13 protein-coding genes are annotated in these 14,992 nt (G+C 37.5%); 9 read left to right on the forward strand and 4 right to left on the reverse strand.

The window, feature by feature from the left end; translation table 11 throughout:
* Positions 1-492, forward strand: a complete 492-nt coding sequence (locus KCG35_RS13895) for a 2-thiouracil desulfurase family protein (protein ID WP_215820383.1) — start codon at positions 1-3, stop codon at positions 490-492.
* A gap of 33 nt (positions 493-525) precedes the next feature.
* Here KCG35_RS13895 and KCG35_RS13900 read toward each other — a convergent pair whose 3' ends face one another.
* A complete protein-coding gene (locus KCG35_RS13900; protein ID WP_215820384.1) occupies positions 526-1,689 on the reverse strand; it encodes a diguanylate cyclase in 1,164 nt (387 codons plus the stop codon).
* A gap of 172 nt (positions 1,690-1,861) precedes the next feature.
* Between KCG35_RS13900 and KCG35_RS13905 the strand changes: the two genes are divergently transcribed.
* The gene (locus tag KCG35_RS13905; protein ID WP_215820385.1) at positions 1,862-2,353 is read left to right on the forward strand and encodes a DUF2721 domain-containing protein; all 492 of its coding nucleotides are present in this window, start codon (positions 1,862-1,864) and stop codon (positions 2,351-2,353) included.
* 61 nt (positions 2,354-2,414) lie between these two features.
* Here KCG35_RS13905 and KCG35_RS13910 read toward each other — a convergent pair whose 3' ends face one another.
* Entirely contained in the window at positions 2,415-2,867 is a 453-nt protein-coding gene (locus tag KCG35_RS13910; RefSeq protein ID WP_215820386.1) for a VOC family protein, read from the reverse strand.
* 614 nt (positions 2,868-3,481) lie between these two features.
* Between KCG35_RS13910 and KCG35_RS13915 the strand changes: the two genes are divergently transcribed.
* Complete coding sequence (locus tag KCG35_RS13915; protein ID WP_215820387.1) at positions 3,482-4,108, forward strand: c-type cytochrome; 627 nt, start codon at positions 3,482-3,484, stop codon at positions 4,106-4,108.
* 61 nt (positions 4,109-4,169) lie between these two features.
* Complete coding sequence (locus KCG35_RS13920; protein ID WP_215820388.1) at positions 4,170-4,871, forward strand: hypothetical protein; 702 nt, start codon at positions 4,170-4,172, stop codon at positions 4,869-4,871.
* Positions 4,872-4,966: 95 nt separating this feature from the next.
* Here the strand turns inward: KCG35_RS13920 and KCG35_RS13925 are convergent, their stop codons facing one another.
* Positions 4,967-6,229, reverse strand: coding sequence for a 6-phosphofructokinase (locus KCG35_RS13925; RefSeq protein ID WP_215820389.1), 1,263 nt, complete (start codon positions 6,227-6,229; stop codon positions 4,967-4,969).
* Between the two features lie 1,103 nt (positions 6,230-7,332).
* Between KCG35_RS13925 and mpl the strand changes: the two genes are divergently transcribed.
* From mpl to KCG35_RS13940, 3 genes are all read left to right on the forward strand, one after another.
* Positions 7,333-8,709 (forward strand): UDP-N-acetylmuramate:L-alanyl-gamma-D-glutamyl-meso-diaminopimelate ligase, encoded by a 1,377-nt coding sequence (mpl, locus tag KCG35_RS13930; RefSeq protein ID WP_215820390.1) that lies wholly within the window; start codon positions 7,333-7,335, stop codon positions 8,707-8,709.
* 93 nt (positions 8,710-8,802) lie between these two features.
* Positions 8,803-9,408: a flavin prenyltransferase UbiX gene (locus tag KCG35_RS13935; protein ID WP_215820391.1), complete on the forward strand. Its 606-nt coding sequence runs from the start codon at positions 8,803-8,805 to the stop codon at positions 9,406-9,408.
* A 448-nt stretch (positions 9,409-9,856) separates the two neighbouring features.
* Positions 9,857-10,441 carry a hypothetical protein gene (locus KCG35_RS13940; protein ID WP_215820392.1) on the forward strand — a complete coding sequence of 195 codons (585 nt, stop codon included), beginning with the start codon at positions 9,857-9,859 and terminating at the stop codon, positions 10,439-10,441.
* Positions 10,442-10,886: 445 nt separating this feature from the next.
* On the opposite strand, the gene ltaE is transcribed toward KCG35_RS13940, so the two are convergent.
* Positions 10,887-11,906, reverse strand: a complete 1,020-nt coding sequence (gene ltaE, locus KCG35_RS13945) for a low-specificity L-threonine aldolase (RefSeq protein WP_215820393.1) — start codon at positions 11,904-11,906, stop codon at positions 10,887-10,889.
* Between the two features lie 364 nt (positions 11,907-12,270).
* Between ltaE and KCG35_RS13950 the strand changes: the two genes are divergently transcribed.
* Both KCG35_RS13950 and KCG35_RS13955 read left to right on the forward strand, forming a co-directional pair.
* Complete coding sequence (locus KCG35_RS13950) at positions 12,271-13,692, forward strand: aminotransferase-like domain-containing protein (RefSeq protein ID WP_215820394.1); 1,422 nt, start codon at positions 12,271-12,273, stop codon at positions 13,690-13,692.
* 795 nt (positions 13,693-14,487) lie between these two features.
* The coding region (locus KCG35_RS13955) for a sugar transferase (protein ID WP_215820395.1) at positions 14,488-14,992 on the forward strand (505 nt) is incomplete at its 3' end.

The following is a 14,992-nucleotide window of genomic DNA, read 5'->3' on the forward strand; positions in this document are numbered from 1 at the left end:
ATGAAGCCATTAACAAAAAAAATCTTAATAAGTGCTTGTTTGTTAGGTGAGCCGGTCAGATATGATGGGAAAAGTATTTCATTCACAGATAGGAAAATTCGCTATTTCCAGCAACAAGGCTACCTTGTACCTGTTTGTCCAGAAGTTATTGGCGGGTTACCTATACCGAGGGAACCCGCTGAGATTATTAAAAGTGTTGGTGGCTTTTCTGATCAAAAGGTAATCACTAAAGGAGGTTGTGATGTCACTGATGCTTTTCAGCGAGGAGCAAAAATAACCCTTGAAATAGCCTTACAAAACAATGTGATGGCTGCATTGTTGAAAAGTAATAGCCCGTCTTGTGGTAATTTACAGATTTATGACGGTAGTTTTTCTAACCAACTTATTGATGGGTCGGGTATAACTGTAACAGCCTTAAAAAAGGCTGGTATACCGGTATTTAATGAGATGCAGGTTGACTTACTTTGTGATTTTATTGAGCGACAAGATTAACGCTGGGTATGAGAAGCGGTGAAAAATGGTCTATTACAGGTTTTCTTTGTAGCTTAGGCCAAAGATGACAGCTTGATTCCGGCCATGCGCTTTGGCTGAATAGAGTGCTTGATCAGCATCAGCGAGTAACTTTCTTACGCTAAGATTGGGTCTTGCATAGAGTAGTCTGGAGCCACAACTAATGGTAAGTTTCTTGGTAATTTTTGAGGCTTCATGAGGTATTTCCAGAGCAGCAATGCTGGTTACAATTTTGTTACTATGTTCTGATAATGCATTCGCATCAATATCATAAAGCAGTAGTGCGAACTCTTCTCCACCATAACGTGCGACAAGGTCCAAAGGCCTTCGGGCATGGTGGGTTAATTCCGTAGCAATTCGTTTTAAGGCATGATCTCCTGCGATATGCCCGTAGTAATCGTTAAAAAGCTTAAAGTAGTCAATATCAACTAAAATCAAAGCTAGATTTTTCTTTTCTCGGCAAGCCTGCTTCCAGAGTTTGACGAGGTGGTGGTTAAGTGTTCTACGGTTTGATATACCCGTTAGAGGGTCAGTCTCTGCCTGTTGACTGAGCATCTCTTCAATTAAAAAAAACTGTCTGTTTTGAAATTCTTTATAATAACCAGCACCAATACAGAAAATGATTGAGAATAAAAAGAAAATAAAAAAGTCAGATTGTATAAAAATGATGGTTCTTTCAAGATTAAACGATAGCACGCAGGTTAAGGCTGTCAGTGAAATGACAATGCAATCTCGCCAAATCAGACCTGAAAATATATAGGTATAAAGCAAAATAAAAAAGAAAATAAAGTATTGGCTAATACTCGAAGATGTGGTCATTTTATAAAATAATGGAATAGTCAATAATAATAGTAAGTTGAAAATAAAAAGTGACACACGAGAAAGGAAGTGAAGTCGGTGAACAAGTATCCCAGCTGAGGCTAAAATAACACTCAAAACTAGTAATGCACTTAACAGTATGCCTGCCAATTGGCTATCAGGAAAAGTAATGGATTGTGTAAGGTAATAAATAACTACCAATAGAACAATGTTGGTGGTGAAGAGTTTTACGAAACGATTTGTTGCATCGTAGTGATGCCGAAATAAGCTTTCAATGTCTGTGTCAAAATGTAACTGAACGCAACCCCTTAAGTATTGGCTGCCTAGCTTGTCATGAACTTTGTTATGCGCAGTTTTCATTGCTGCACTCTATGTAAGAAACACTCACTTAATGTTACTAGGTAATTACCGCAGTATTGTGTTATCGCTTTAACAGGTTGATATCTGTCAGTATAGACTGAGCTGAGTAGCATATAATAGCCAATATACGGAGTTTCCAAGTTTTAACGCCTAAATAGATTTGTAGTCAGCAATGAGTGAACTTACTGAAATCTCATCATTATTAAGTGCAATTATTTCTCCTATTGTATTAATTTCAGGAGTGGGATTAATTCTCTTAACCCTCACTAACCGGTTGGGGCGTGCGATAGATAGAACTCGCACATTAGTCCTGGCTATCAAGCAAGGTAACGAAGCGATCAGTAACCCCAGAAAACAGTTAACTATCCTGTATCGACGTTGCTTGTTATTACGCTCATCAATGGTTGCACTCTCTTTTAGCACCCTTTTTGCTTGTTTGATTATTATCTGCTTGTTTATTTTGTACTTTTTCCACATTTCAACGACAGCGTGGATCTTTGTATTTTTTGGTTGCAGCATTATTAGTGTACTTATTTCTGTGGTGCTATTTATTTATGACCTCATCCTTAATTTGCATGCAGTGAGTTTTGATGTCCGCTTAGTGTGTGATGAGCTGCCAGATACAGAGAGTATGAATAAGTTAAGCCAAACAGCTGCTCACTAAAGGTTTGTAACGCCAACCACCTCTTACGACTCTGTTGCACGATCTTATACCTTCAGCTCATCTAACATGATGGGTTGAAGGTAGTATTATAGCTCCTTTCTTCATCAATTGGCTTTGCTCCTGGTCCCAGTGGCTGTCCATAGCTGAATTCAATAAAGTTACCATTAGGATCAACAATTCCACAATAGTACCCCACAGGGTAAGGTTCTTCTCGAGGAGACCAAATTAAGATACCGTCCTCTTCTGCTAGTTGGGCTAGTTGATCCACCTTAGCTTTATTTTCGACAGCAAAACCTAAGTGACCATAACCTTGATCAGCTGCGTTACGGTTGGGGCCATCAGACATTATGACTAATATAAGCTCTTGCTCTCGACCTTTCTCTGCCATCCATACAATATCTTTTGATGCATGTCGTTCGTGAATGATGTTGAGTTGACAATATTTTTGATAAAACCTTATGCACGCTTGAAGGTCTGCAACATGAAGCGCGATATGAGTTAGGTTGGGTTTCATGCTTAAAGATTCTCCCTTATTAATTGGATCTACATCGTTGCTTATGATTCAGAATATCTTTAACTATATATTGTTTAGATTAAGTAATAGTGATAGTTGATTTTTTTCTTGGAAAAAGTATCTCTAATTTTTAAATAACATTTTAATTGTTGGGTTTTTATTGGAAGAATTTTTCAAATATTGATGTTTTGCAAATTTATTTAAAAGGGATGTATAGCCATAAAATAGCATCGAATTAATTAAGCTGAGTTTTACTAAAAATTGTAGTTTATAAAATATACCTTTAAAGCTGTGTAATTATATTTATAATAATATGCTTAAGAAATAAGAAATAAGAAATAAGAAATAAGAAATAAGAAATATTGTATAGCACTTTTGCGGGTATGCAAAAGTTAAGCGGCTCGATTTGTTGTAGCTGGGTTTTCTATACATAAGGTTCGAAGTTCTAGCTTGTAACGTTGGTTATATGTTAATCGACGTAGTGTATGAATGCTCTCCTTTACAAATTATCGCCAAATACAGCCTATTTCATAGTTTTATATGAAAAGAGCTGTAGTAGAGCTGCTGTTTGTATTTTTAGAAGTAAATAAGTAGCGTGTAGCAGGGGAATAATCATGCGTTTTATCGTCGTCATTTGGAGTATACTGTGGATGCCATTAGGGGGCGCAGCAGCGATAGATAGGGGTGTTTTTGAATTATTAAAAGAACGTATTGATGATAAGCAGCATCATACTCAAACTGTCAAAAGTGGTCGAGAACGCGCTGTTTTGTGTGGCTATTGTCATGGTAAAGATGGTAATAGTGTAAAAAATTATATTCCAAATCTGGCAGCACAAAATCCAGAGTATTTAGTTAATCAGTTTGAGCAATTTGCGAAAAAGCAACGTAAAAATTATGTCATGGAGCGGTTGGCTGCAAGTTTGTCAGATAGTGAAAAGGTTAATCTTGCATTGTATTTTGCTAGTTTAAAGGTAAGCTCTCGTACTACTGAACACCCAGAGCTTGTAGCTAAAGGAAAATCGGTATTTTTTTGCATATGCTATACTTGTCACGGCAAGGATGCTTTGGGTAAAGAGAATCTTCCTCGACTTGCGGGTCAGCCAGAGGACTATATTGTGAAAACACTGCATTACTTCAAAAGTGGCCAGAAACGTAATGTGGATTCTCCTATGCCAGGAATTGTAACCCAGTTAACAGATCAAGAGATTAAGGCGGTGGCAGCTTACATCACTAGTATGTGAGATGCTTGAGCTGTGGTAGGGTTGCATAGGACTCAATAAGCATAATAATGATGAACTTGTTATGGCTATGCAGCTTTACCCATTCCTGCGTAAACGGTTTCAATTTAAACACAAATTGATTTGGTTCTTTTGTAGCCTGATAATTTCAGTACAGGCGTATAGTGATACCAATATCCAGTTGTGTAATTTTTATACTGAAAATGTATATAGAGGGTTAGGGCTTTTTATTAGTGAGGCAGCTCACATTGTAAAGGCAGCACCTGTCAAACATTATGCATTATTGGAAGATATGGAGGAGCAACGCAAATTTTGCCCTTTTTCAGCAGATCAGACCATTAACTCGCAGCGTTATTTATGTCATATCAGTGAGCAATTGTTATTAAATCACTATTCGTACCTTTCTCAACAACAATCAATAAACGTAGAGGATAATAAATTACTTACCATTCCTTTAAGTTCATTAGTTGCGGATAAAATCAGGCGCTATTGTGCTTATCAGCCAGAAATAATCAAATACACGCAAATTTTATCATTACAAATCCCTGTATTGATTCATAATAAAGTGTCAGAGCCTAAGCAACAAATCTCTCAAGAAAAAGAAAGTAAACAAAAACTGTCTTATCACATTAAAGTCAACAGTGATCTTTCATTTACATTAAAAAGTCAGAAAAAGTTAAATATTTGGCCTCCTTTTCAATATTATCGGTTAGGTGGAAAAACGATTACTTACCAGTTTTCTAACCATGTTGCTGCACTTCCTTAAAGATGATTTTGTTGATTTTAAATGTTACATAATAGAGTGAATAGAAGCTCGCAATTGCGGGCTTCTATTCACTAAAAAGTATTAAGTAATTGACATTAAACTTTGAATAAGCGGGATAGTTTTTTCGGTACAAAGGTGTGCTTTAGGTCGGTGTAGACTGGCATACCATTGTAGTAGGGAGGGTAGTCTTCACCTTGAATGAGTGGCTCAAGGTACGTTTTTGCTTCTTGTGTAATATGGTAGCCATCATCTGTAATAAAACTTCTTGGCATCAGTTTTTCCTGATTGGCGACTTCTGCCAGTGGTGCTTCGCCAATAGCCCATTGGTAAGGTGTTCCAGGTTGTCTCACGATGGTTGGCATAACTGCATTCTTACCTGCCACAGCAAATTCAACAGCAGCTTTACCCACGGCATAAGCTTGCTCAACATCGGTTTTAGATGCGATATGACGTGCTGACCGCTGTAAGTAATCTGCTACTGCATAGTGATACTTATAACCCAGCTCATGCTTAATCATTTTGGCAAGGATTGGTGCTACACCGCCTAACTGTAAATGGCCGAATGCATCTTGCTCTGTTGTGGCATGAAGCATACGTCCACCCTCATAGCAGGTGCCTTCTGATGCAACAATAACGCAATAACCTTGCTTTTGAACAACTTCTTGAACACGCTTCAAAAAGCGTTCTTTATTGAAAGCTATTTCAGGAAATAAAATAATATGGGGTGGGTCCCCATCTTGATAGCTTGCAAGTCCTGCAGCCGCTGCAATCCAACCAGCATGGCGTCCCATCACTTCTAAAATAAAGACTTTAGTAGATGTTTCACACATTGATATAATGTCTAACGCAGCTTCTTGAGTAGAAATGGCAACATACTTTGCTACTGAACCAAAGCCTGGACAGTTGTCAGTGAGTGGTAAGTCATTATCAATGGTTTTTGGAATTCCAATGCAAGTAATGGGATAACCCATCTTCTCACTCATTTGAGATATTTTATAAGCGGTATCTTGGGAATCGCCGCCACCATTGTAAAAAAAGTAACCAATATTGTGGGCATAGAAAATTTCAATTAAACGCTCATACTCCGCCTTACTTGTCTCAAGGTCTCTAAGTTTATAACGGCATGACCCAAATGCGCCTCCTGGCGTATGTTTTAATGCCGCAATTGTTCGATCTGTTTCTAACGTAGTATCGATGAGTTCCTCTTTGAGAGCACCTAAAATTCCGTTATGGCCAGCGTAAACCTTGTCAAATAAATCAGGATACTGACGAGCAGTTTGAATTACAGCACATGCAGTAGCATTGATGACGGCTGTAACTCCGCCCGACTGGGCATAAAAGGCATTTCTCTTTGCCATGCAAGGTTACTCCAGAAGTGTTGGTTCAGTCTTTGTGGATGTTCTTCACTGCTCACAACAAACAGTAATGAAGGGGAATGGAAAACTAAGGGATTTCCTTCTCCTTGTAACTTTTTGGTAATTGGCAGTGTTAAATGTTACCCCTTCTACAGACATACGATTATCATTTTTGTCATAGTGTTTACTGCAACGCTCTATTTCTCGGTGCCTTGCTGTAAACAGACATACATCATTGTTAGACAATGCATCTAACAGTAGGATAAATATAATTTTGTCTGTGTAACTCAAAATTAGCATAAGTCGCTTAGTTAAGAGTAAGGGTTTATATTGTTGTGCGGCGAATAATAAATGAAAACGAAATGTTTTGCATGGTGCAATATTATGCAAAATAAAATTTTGGTTAAGAAACCTAGTGCATTAATTATTGTCGATAAAGTGATAGCAGTTTACCTTGTTTGTTGGTTTTTAATAAAAACTGGATGTTGACTATAAGGTTTTATTGATAAATTGGAAGTATTTACCCTTTGTGAATCTATTTCGCTTTTTAATTATGAGGCTGTATTCAAAAATAAAATAATAGTTAGTATTCATGAAAATTGGCTTATTGAATGTCTGTTTTGTGTAAAAATGAGTTAGTGAATAAAGGTATTTTATTTTTTAATTTAAGCCATGCTTAAGAATAGAGATGAGCACTTAACGAGAGTTATGTTTATCTTGCTTACCGTTTAAGCTTTTCAGTTAGGTTTATGATGTTTTTACTGCTGAAGTGTCGTTAGCTTAGATAAATATTCCTTTTGTTAAAGGTTTTATAGTTTGCTAAACCTGTTTAGTTTATTGTTGAGCACAGTAATGTTGTATGACAGGCTGTTAAAGTTCACCAGAACTTTTTTGAGGGGTTACCGCTGGCGGCATGTTCCACTGGAAGGAAAAATTGAGCCAAGCCGATCAAATTGACTCTATCATCAAATGTTGGCTAATGTTGGAGTCCCTTCTCTTCATTTGTTTATTTCAGAAGTGAAAACTACTCGTCATATGCTAATAAGGGTAGGATAACTATGCTGAGTCGTGATGAGTTGTTTCCTGAGTATTAAGTTGAGAGTGATATGCATATACATATTTTAGGCATTTGTGGAACATTTATGGGGAGTTTGGCTCTTTTGGCTAAAGCAATGGGCCATAAAGTGACTGGCTCTGATGCTAATGTGTATCCACCAATGAGTACCCAGCTTGAAGAGTCAGGAATAACAATTCAATCAGGTTTTGAATCAGATCATTTAAAACCAAAGCCAGATCTTGTTGTTATTGGCAATTCGATCTCTCGTGGAAATGCTGCTGTTGAGTATGTGTTAAATGAGCAAATTCCTTATACCTCAGGCCCTCAGTGGTTGGCAGATTATGTACTTCGAGATAAGTGGGTACTAGGTGTAGCAGGCACCCATGGGAAAACCACCACAAGCAGTATGTTAGCATGGATTTTGGATTATGCTGGTATGTCGCCTGGCTTTTTGATTGGAGGGGTTCCAGAGAACTTTGGTGTATCTGCGCGCTTAGGTGAGACACCTTTTTTCGTCGTTGAAGCAGATGAGTATGACTCTGCTTTCTTTGATAAACGGTCAAAGTTCGTTCATTACCACCCGCGGACATTGATCTTAAATAATTTAGAGTTTGACCATGCGGATATTTTTTCTTCGCTAGAGGATATTCAACGACAATTTCATCATTTAGTAAGAACTGTGCCTGGCAATGGGCTTATTATTTATCCCTCAGCTTGTTCCGCAATGGAGCAAGTGATTGCACAAGGTTGTTGGAGTGAGACACAAACCATCGGTAAAGAGTGGCAAGCACAATTGCAAGATGCTGCAGGGCGTTCTTTTACTGTGCTCCATCATGATTTGCCTGTTGGCGATATTCACTGGACATTGACTGGGCAGCATAATGTTGAAAATGCACTTGCCGCAATGGCAGCAGCACGACATGTTGGTGTGACTCCTTCCCTGGCTTGTGAAGCGCTGGCAAAATTTGTCAATGTAAAACGGCGTATGGAGTGTATCTTTGAAGATGAGCGCGTGACTGTTTATGATGATTTTGCCCATCACCCGACGGCTATAACGACAACCATAGAGGGGTTACGTAAAGCAGTAAATGACGATCATATTATTGCTATTCTTGAGCCACGTTCTAACACCATGAAAATGGGGATTCACACAGACCAATTAGCTGCCTGTGTTAAGTCTGCCGATGAGGTTATTTGGTTTGAGCCTGAAGGGTTGAAGTGGTCTCTGGATGATGTCATGCAGAAAAGTGAAGTTAAGTCTTCAAAGTTTGATGATGTAACAGCAATTGTGGGCTATGTCTTACACCGTGTAGTTGAGCTTGAAAAATCTTCAACTAAAACAAATGTACTGCTAATGAGTAATGGTGGGTTTGGGGGTATTTATCAACAGCTAACAGAAGCCTTATCTCATCAGCAGAATTCTTAAGAACGTTGTAGCCAGCCTGGTTCAAATACGGAACTTGTTATAGTTATACTTACAAAGAGTATATGATGTTGTTTTATTTAAAGGTAATAGTTCATGCGGGTGACATTAGCGATAACGGGGGCATCTGGGGCTCAATATGGTTTAAGGCTTCTTGAAGTACTTTTAAGCAATGGACATCAAGTGTATCTCATGGTGTCAAAAGCTGCACAAGTCGTTATTGCTACAGAAACAACATGGCAGTTACCTGCTCGACCTGCAGAGCTTGAAGCTGAGTTGGTTAAACGCTTTGCTGTAGACCCTTCATTACTCCATGTCTTTGGACGCGAACAATGGATGGCTCCAGTGGCTTCAGGCTCTGGTGCACCCAGTGCCATGGTTATTTGTCCTTGTAGTACTGGCTCGTTATCAGCTATAGCAACGGGTGCTTGTAATAACCTGATTGAACGAGCAGCAGATGTTGCACTTAAAGAGCGTCGAAAGTTAATTGTAGTGCTAAGAGAGTCACCTTACTCAGCAATACATTTAGAAAACATGTTGAAAATAACCAATATGGGAGGGGTGATTTTACCTGCTTCTCCAGGTTTTTATCATCAGCCAGCACATGTCAGCGATTTGATTGATTTTATTGTTGCAAGAATCCTTAATCAGTTGGGAATCGAGCAGCAATTGCTTCCTCGTTGGGGAGAACAGTTTTCTTAGTACTGTTCTTACTGTCAGAAACACAGATATTTTATAGCACTCATCCTTGCTTTCACTTGGTTGTGACGGTTGGCTAAAAGACATGACCAAGCTTTCTAGTATAAAACGCTCTCATAGAGAGTAGATATCATGAGATAGTTTTACTCTCACTGGTTTTTTTTACTGAACGTCTATAATTCAGTGATCTTGATGTATTAGGTTACCTGTATTAACTAGGTACTGGTAGTCATTATGAATATAACATGGCTAAATACTGCCTCGTTTTATACGAGAGAATAACTAGGATCTTTTGTTGTGATTGTTCACACATACGTTTAATACTATAGGCAGGCAAATTATGTGCGATTTTTGTCACATTAACTTGCGGGTATAGTTCCAAATTGGATGATTTTTTTATGATAGTATGACACTAAAAATGAACATCATTTGTAGGGATTATTTTGCAAGTATGCCAATTATAAAATTTGTTTCATGGTTTTTTGGGGCAGTTCTACTAGTGAATTTACCGGCTGTTTGGGCTGGTGAAAAAGACACTGTATTAACAACAGATGCTGAGCAGGTTATTAATGCTTATATGGATGCATATATTCATAAGGATTATTTATTAGCGTCGAGTTATCACCAGCCTCAATCAATTGAACAGCAGCGTAATTACTTTTTAAAAGAGCTGCTTGCTCATGATGCTTATTTGGCAAAACAACTTTTTGGGCAAGAGTTCGGTAATGAAAGTGCCTTAAGAGCGATGGATAGTAAGCAGTTTTTTGCCAAACTTTCAGCGCTAGTGTTAGGTGGAAGTGTTATTGATAATTTTCCTGCACAATCAATAACTTCTAAGCTGGAGGGTATACTGTTTCCGCAGTCAGACGTGGCTTATGCCGTCTTTAAAATTGAAGCACAGGTTAAAGGAAAAGGTAAATTAATTCATTTTAATCTATTTAAAACGCTACGTTTGCAAATGTATGCTGATCGATGGTATGTCGATATTCCTGAAGAGTTTGGAGTATTTAAGGCTTCACTTGAATATGAAGAGTAAAGGAACTTATTTAATTCCACTGCAACAGATAAAAAGTTAAAGTTATTAAGCAGTACAATGTTATTTTTTTGTTGATGCATATTATAAAATACTGGGTTTGACCTTTCGCCAGATTTACTCCTGCTTTTTACTCATTAAATATATATTCTTTTAGTGAGACTTTGTGGTGGTTGAGTTTGTTTTTGGGCAGATGCTGGGAGCACTGTGAGCAGTGGAGACCAAGGATAGTCTTCTGCTGTGGAAGGAAAAAATTAATTCATGCACGGCATTGGCTCAATCTAAATGCATTACGAACTATGTTATATGCAATGGCTCAGCTTATTTAATATAAACGCATAACAACGCTTATAAATAAATTAAAGTAGCTACCGTAAGTATTACAGTAGCAGACTTTCCCCACTAAAAAGCCTTAGCTGTGGGATATATTTATTCCTATATTAACTTGTTACGAACTCAGCAAATACGATTTGATATGTTTTATTAATATATTCACTGAATTAGCATCTACATCTTTGTGAGTCACAAAACGAATTGGATTAGATTGGCTGATAAGAATGTTATGCTGTTTTAAATATGCTGAAAGCTCAATTGATGATCCTTGATGTAAGTGTGCAAAAACCATATTAGTTTGTACCTGAGTCATATCAGCAGACAATGCCTCAATTTTGTTCAACTCATCTGCAAGATGTTTAGCATTGTCATGGTCTTCAGTTAATCGATCAACTTGCTCTGTTAATGCAATAATACCTGCAGCGGCAAGTATGCCTGCTTGGCGCATTCCTCCACCAACAACCTTTCTCCAGCGACGAGCTGTATTAATGAAGTCTGTTGAGCCAGCAATTATAGAACCTACAGGTGCAGCCAGTCCTTTTGATAAACAAATGGAAACAGAGTCAAAGTATTGAGTAATTTCTTTTATGTTGAGGTCTTGTTTTACTGCAGCATTAAACACGCGGGCTCCATCTAAGTGGCAGCTTAAACCATGTTTCCTCGCCAATGTTGTTGCTGCTTCAATATAGTTTTGAGGTAACACTCTGCCTGAGTGAGTATTTTCAAGGCAAAGTAAGCGTGTCCGGGCAAAGTGAGGATCTAGAGGTTTGATAACTGACTTGATGCTGTCTAAGGGAAGAGTACCATTTTCACCTTCCATGATAGGTTGGGGCTGAATGCTGCCTAAAATAGCTGCACCACCGCCTTCAAATTTGTAAGTATGAGCATTTTGACCCACGATATACTCATCACCACGTTGACAGTGAGCCATGATAGCAATTAAGTTACCCTGAGTGCCTGAGGGGACGAAGAGTGCTGCTTCGAAGCCTAATAGATCGGCTGCAAGCTGTTGTAATTGGTTGATGGTAGGATCATCACCATAAACGTCATCACCTACGATAGCTTCAGCCATAGCTGTCCGCATTTTTGTTGTAGGTGTTGTAACAGTATCACTCCTGAAATCGATTACTGACATCTTTTTCCTCTCTCAACAAGCTAGAAATTTAGTGATGTTGTTTTGTATTGCAGGCCTGCTAGGCTGTGTATTTTGAGTAACAATCAAACTCACAAGTTATAGTAAAGAAAAAGCAATGGTATAAATAGATACAGATCGGCTGTTATTGAGCATAACAGATTAACCAACATACACTTACTCAAGCGGTGATCACTTGAGGGCATCTCTAAAATGCACTTTTTCCTTGATAGCTGTGTCAGCGTTGTACTCGGATCCTCATGTATTCCTTATGCACTGTGCTCCTCCGTGCAGTGCTTTCTTGCTCTCACAAAAAAATCACTATTTTTAGAGGTGCTCTTAATTTAATAGGTACTGGTGTACTTTTATGAAGCAATTGCTGTATTTATCGTTAGCTCAACAGCTATGCAAGCAAATACATTCAGGTGTATTTATAGCTGGCCAGCGTTTACCTTCAGTTCGTGTCTTAGCTCAGCAAACGAATATGAGTATTTCGACGGTCCTACGTGCTTATCAACTTGTAGAAGATAAAGGGTTGATCGAGGCTCGTCATAAATCTGGGTACTATGTCAGCAGTGAATTGATTACCCTACAAACGCAATTAGAGGAACAGAAACCAATCTCTCCTGAGTGGGTTACAGGATCTGCATTAATTGTTGATTTAATAGCGAATGCAACAAAAGAAAACTTCCATCAGTTTAGTACTGCGCAACCTGCTGAAGACATAGCAGCCAACAAAGAAATAAAGCAGAATATGTTACGGATACTCCGTGATAATCACTTAATATTATCAACTAACTCAGAACTAATTGGCTCATTAAAGTTAAGACAGCAGCTTGCTTATCGGTTAACTAAGTTAGGCATTCTAGCCAGCGTAGAAAATATTTTGATAACAACGGGTTGTCAAAGTGCGATGATGCTGTGTTTGAAAACATTTACTCGACCTGGTGATGTTGTCGCTATTGCAACACCTGCTTACTATCGTATTTTACAATTAATGGAAGTGCTACAGTTAAAAGTAGTAGAAATTCCAACGCACTCACTTACAGGTATTGATATTCCTTTACTAAAAAAAGCATTAAGTGAATGGTCAGTTAAAGCGATTATTATTAGTCCTACAGTCGGTAATCCTTTAGGGGAATCGATGTCAAAGGAGAGTAAACAACAATTATTAACGCTCATTGAAGAAAAAAATATACCTCTTATAGAAGATGATGCTTTTGCTGATTTAAGTTTTGAACAGGCTCGACCAGAGCCAATTAAGGCGTTAGATAAAAAAGGCGTGGTTTGGTATTGTGGTACTGTGTCTAAAACGATTAGTCCTCAGCTCAAAGTGGGGTGGATGGTTATGGGAGAACATGCTGATAGAGTTATCTACCAGCATTCGTTAATGGGTATTACTCCTCCGCACTTGAACCAGTTAGCAGTCGCTGAATATTTAGCTCAAGACAAGTATCAAAAACATTTACAGCACACCATCTTAACGTATCAGCAAAGATACTATCAGACACTTAGTTTAATAAAAAAATATTTTCCAAAAAATATAAGGGTTTCTTCGCCAACAGGTGGTTTTGTTTTATGGATAGAACTCCCTGAGTATATTGATGCCACTAAGATATATTTTAAGGCAAAACAGCAAGGTATTTTAATAACACCTGGAGAGTTATTTTCAGTCCAATCAAGTAAATATAAACATTGCTTGCGTATTAATTTTTCGAAGCCATGGACTGAAGATAGAACAAAAGCAATTATTTGGTTAGGTCATTTTATAGAACAACAAAACATTTAATTTCTTTGGGGTGTTGTATGTCAATAGCTGCTCATTAGTATAATCTTTTTATTTTGGGTGGTTGCCTGTTGGGCCTTTTGCGTGGTGAGTGTAAGAAAAAATTCTTTCTTTTACTACATAATATTAATATTTCAACGAATAGCTTACTCTATACTCCTATCAAATTATTATAAAAAATAATATTTAATTGCATGAAGTATTAACTGCTTGTAACTAATATATAAAAAATTTTTATATAAGTTGCTTTGACGGTCGCTTGTTGTTAGATATTAAGCTATGTGGGTGAGCAAGCCATATATGATTAGGATATAGAAAAATTTTTCTAAGGATAGATGGTTCTATTATCAATTAATAGATTGTTGTTATGGCGGATGACTTCATCTTAAAAGGATGATTATAGCAAAGATTTTTATGTAGAGTTGGATGAAATAATTGAAAGAGTAACCAATTGTTTTTGTTGATATGAAAAATAGTAATATTTACTGTTTGTGATAATGAATTTATTGGTGAATGAGTTTTGTTAAAAGGTTTGGCATTAGTATGATTTTTATTTTGTATAAGTTATATAGCTGAAAGGGGTGAGAGTTTATGTGTATAGCTATCTGAAGTCTGTATTATATGCTCACTTGGTGGTACTGAAATCCCCTTACTAATCTATCTATAGGGTTGAATATATTTCTCATCGGACTTGTTTGCTATTATAATGATTGTGTTATAAATATAGGTTTAATTTGGACTGGTAGTATTTGTTTAAAGGACTCTAACATAATTGAGTAGTATGAGGGAGTTGTATGCGTGAAATTACATCGAGTAATTGAACGTTTATTACTGAATAAACTTATATCAAAATCAACAGGTGAATATGGGGGATATGTTCTTTATAAACCTGTTCAGGATGATAGGCGTAAGGATGTTGAGTTAAGATCAAAAATTGAGTCTGCTGCTCGTTGGGTTTACGCTCAAGAAATGGAAGCTGTTGAGCCAAAGTCTGCATGGGCATTATCAAAGAGTAACCGAATCTGGAGTTCAGTTATCGCTTGCTTGATCCTTATCATTTTATTGCCATTGGTCTTATTTATTGCATTAGGTATTAAATATACGAGTTATGGACCTGTATTTTTTATCCAAGAAAGAACGGGTTACAAAGGTAGACGCTTTAAAATGATTAAGTTTAGGAGCATGGTTGCTGATGCTGAGGATCTTAAAAGACATTTTTTTCACCTGAATAAGCACGGAAAGCACGCAGTGGATTTTAAGATCGATGGAGATCCTCGAGTCACTCCTTTAGGTGAGTGGCTAA

This window comes from Zooshikella harenae (assembly GCF_018837975.1).
Lineage (GTDB): Bacteria > Pseudomonadota > Gammaproteobacteria > Pseudomonadales > Zooshikellaceae > Zooshikella > Zooshikella harenae.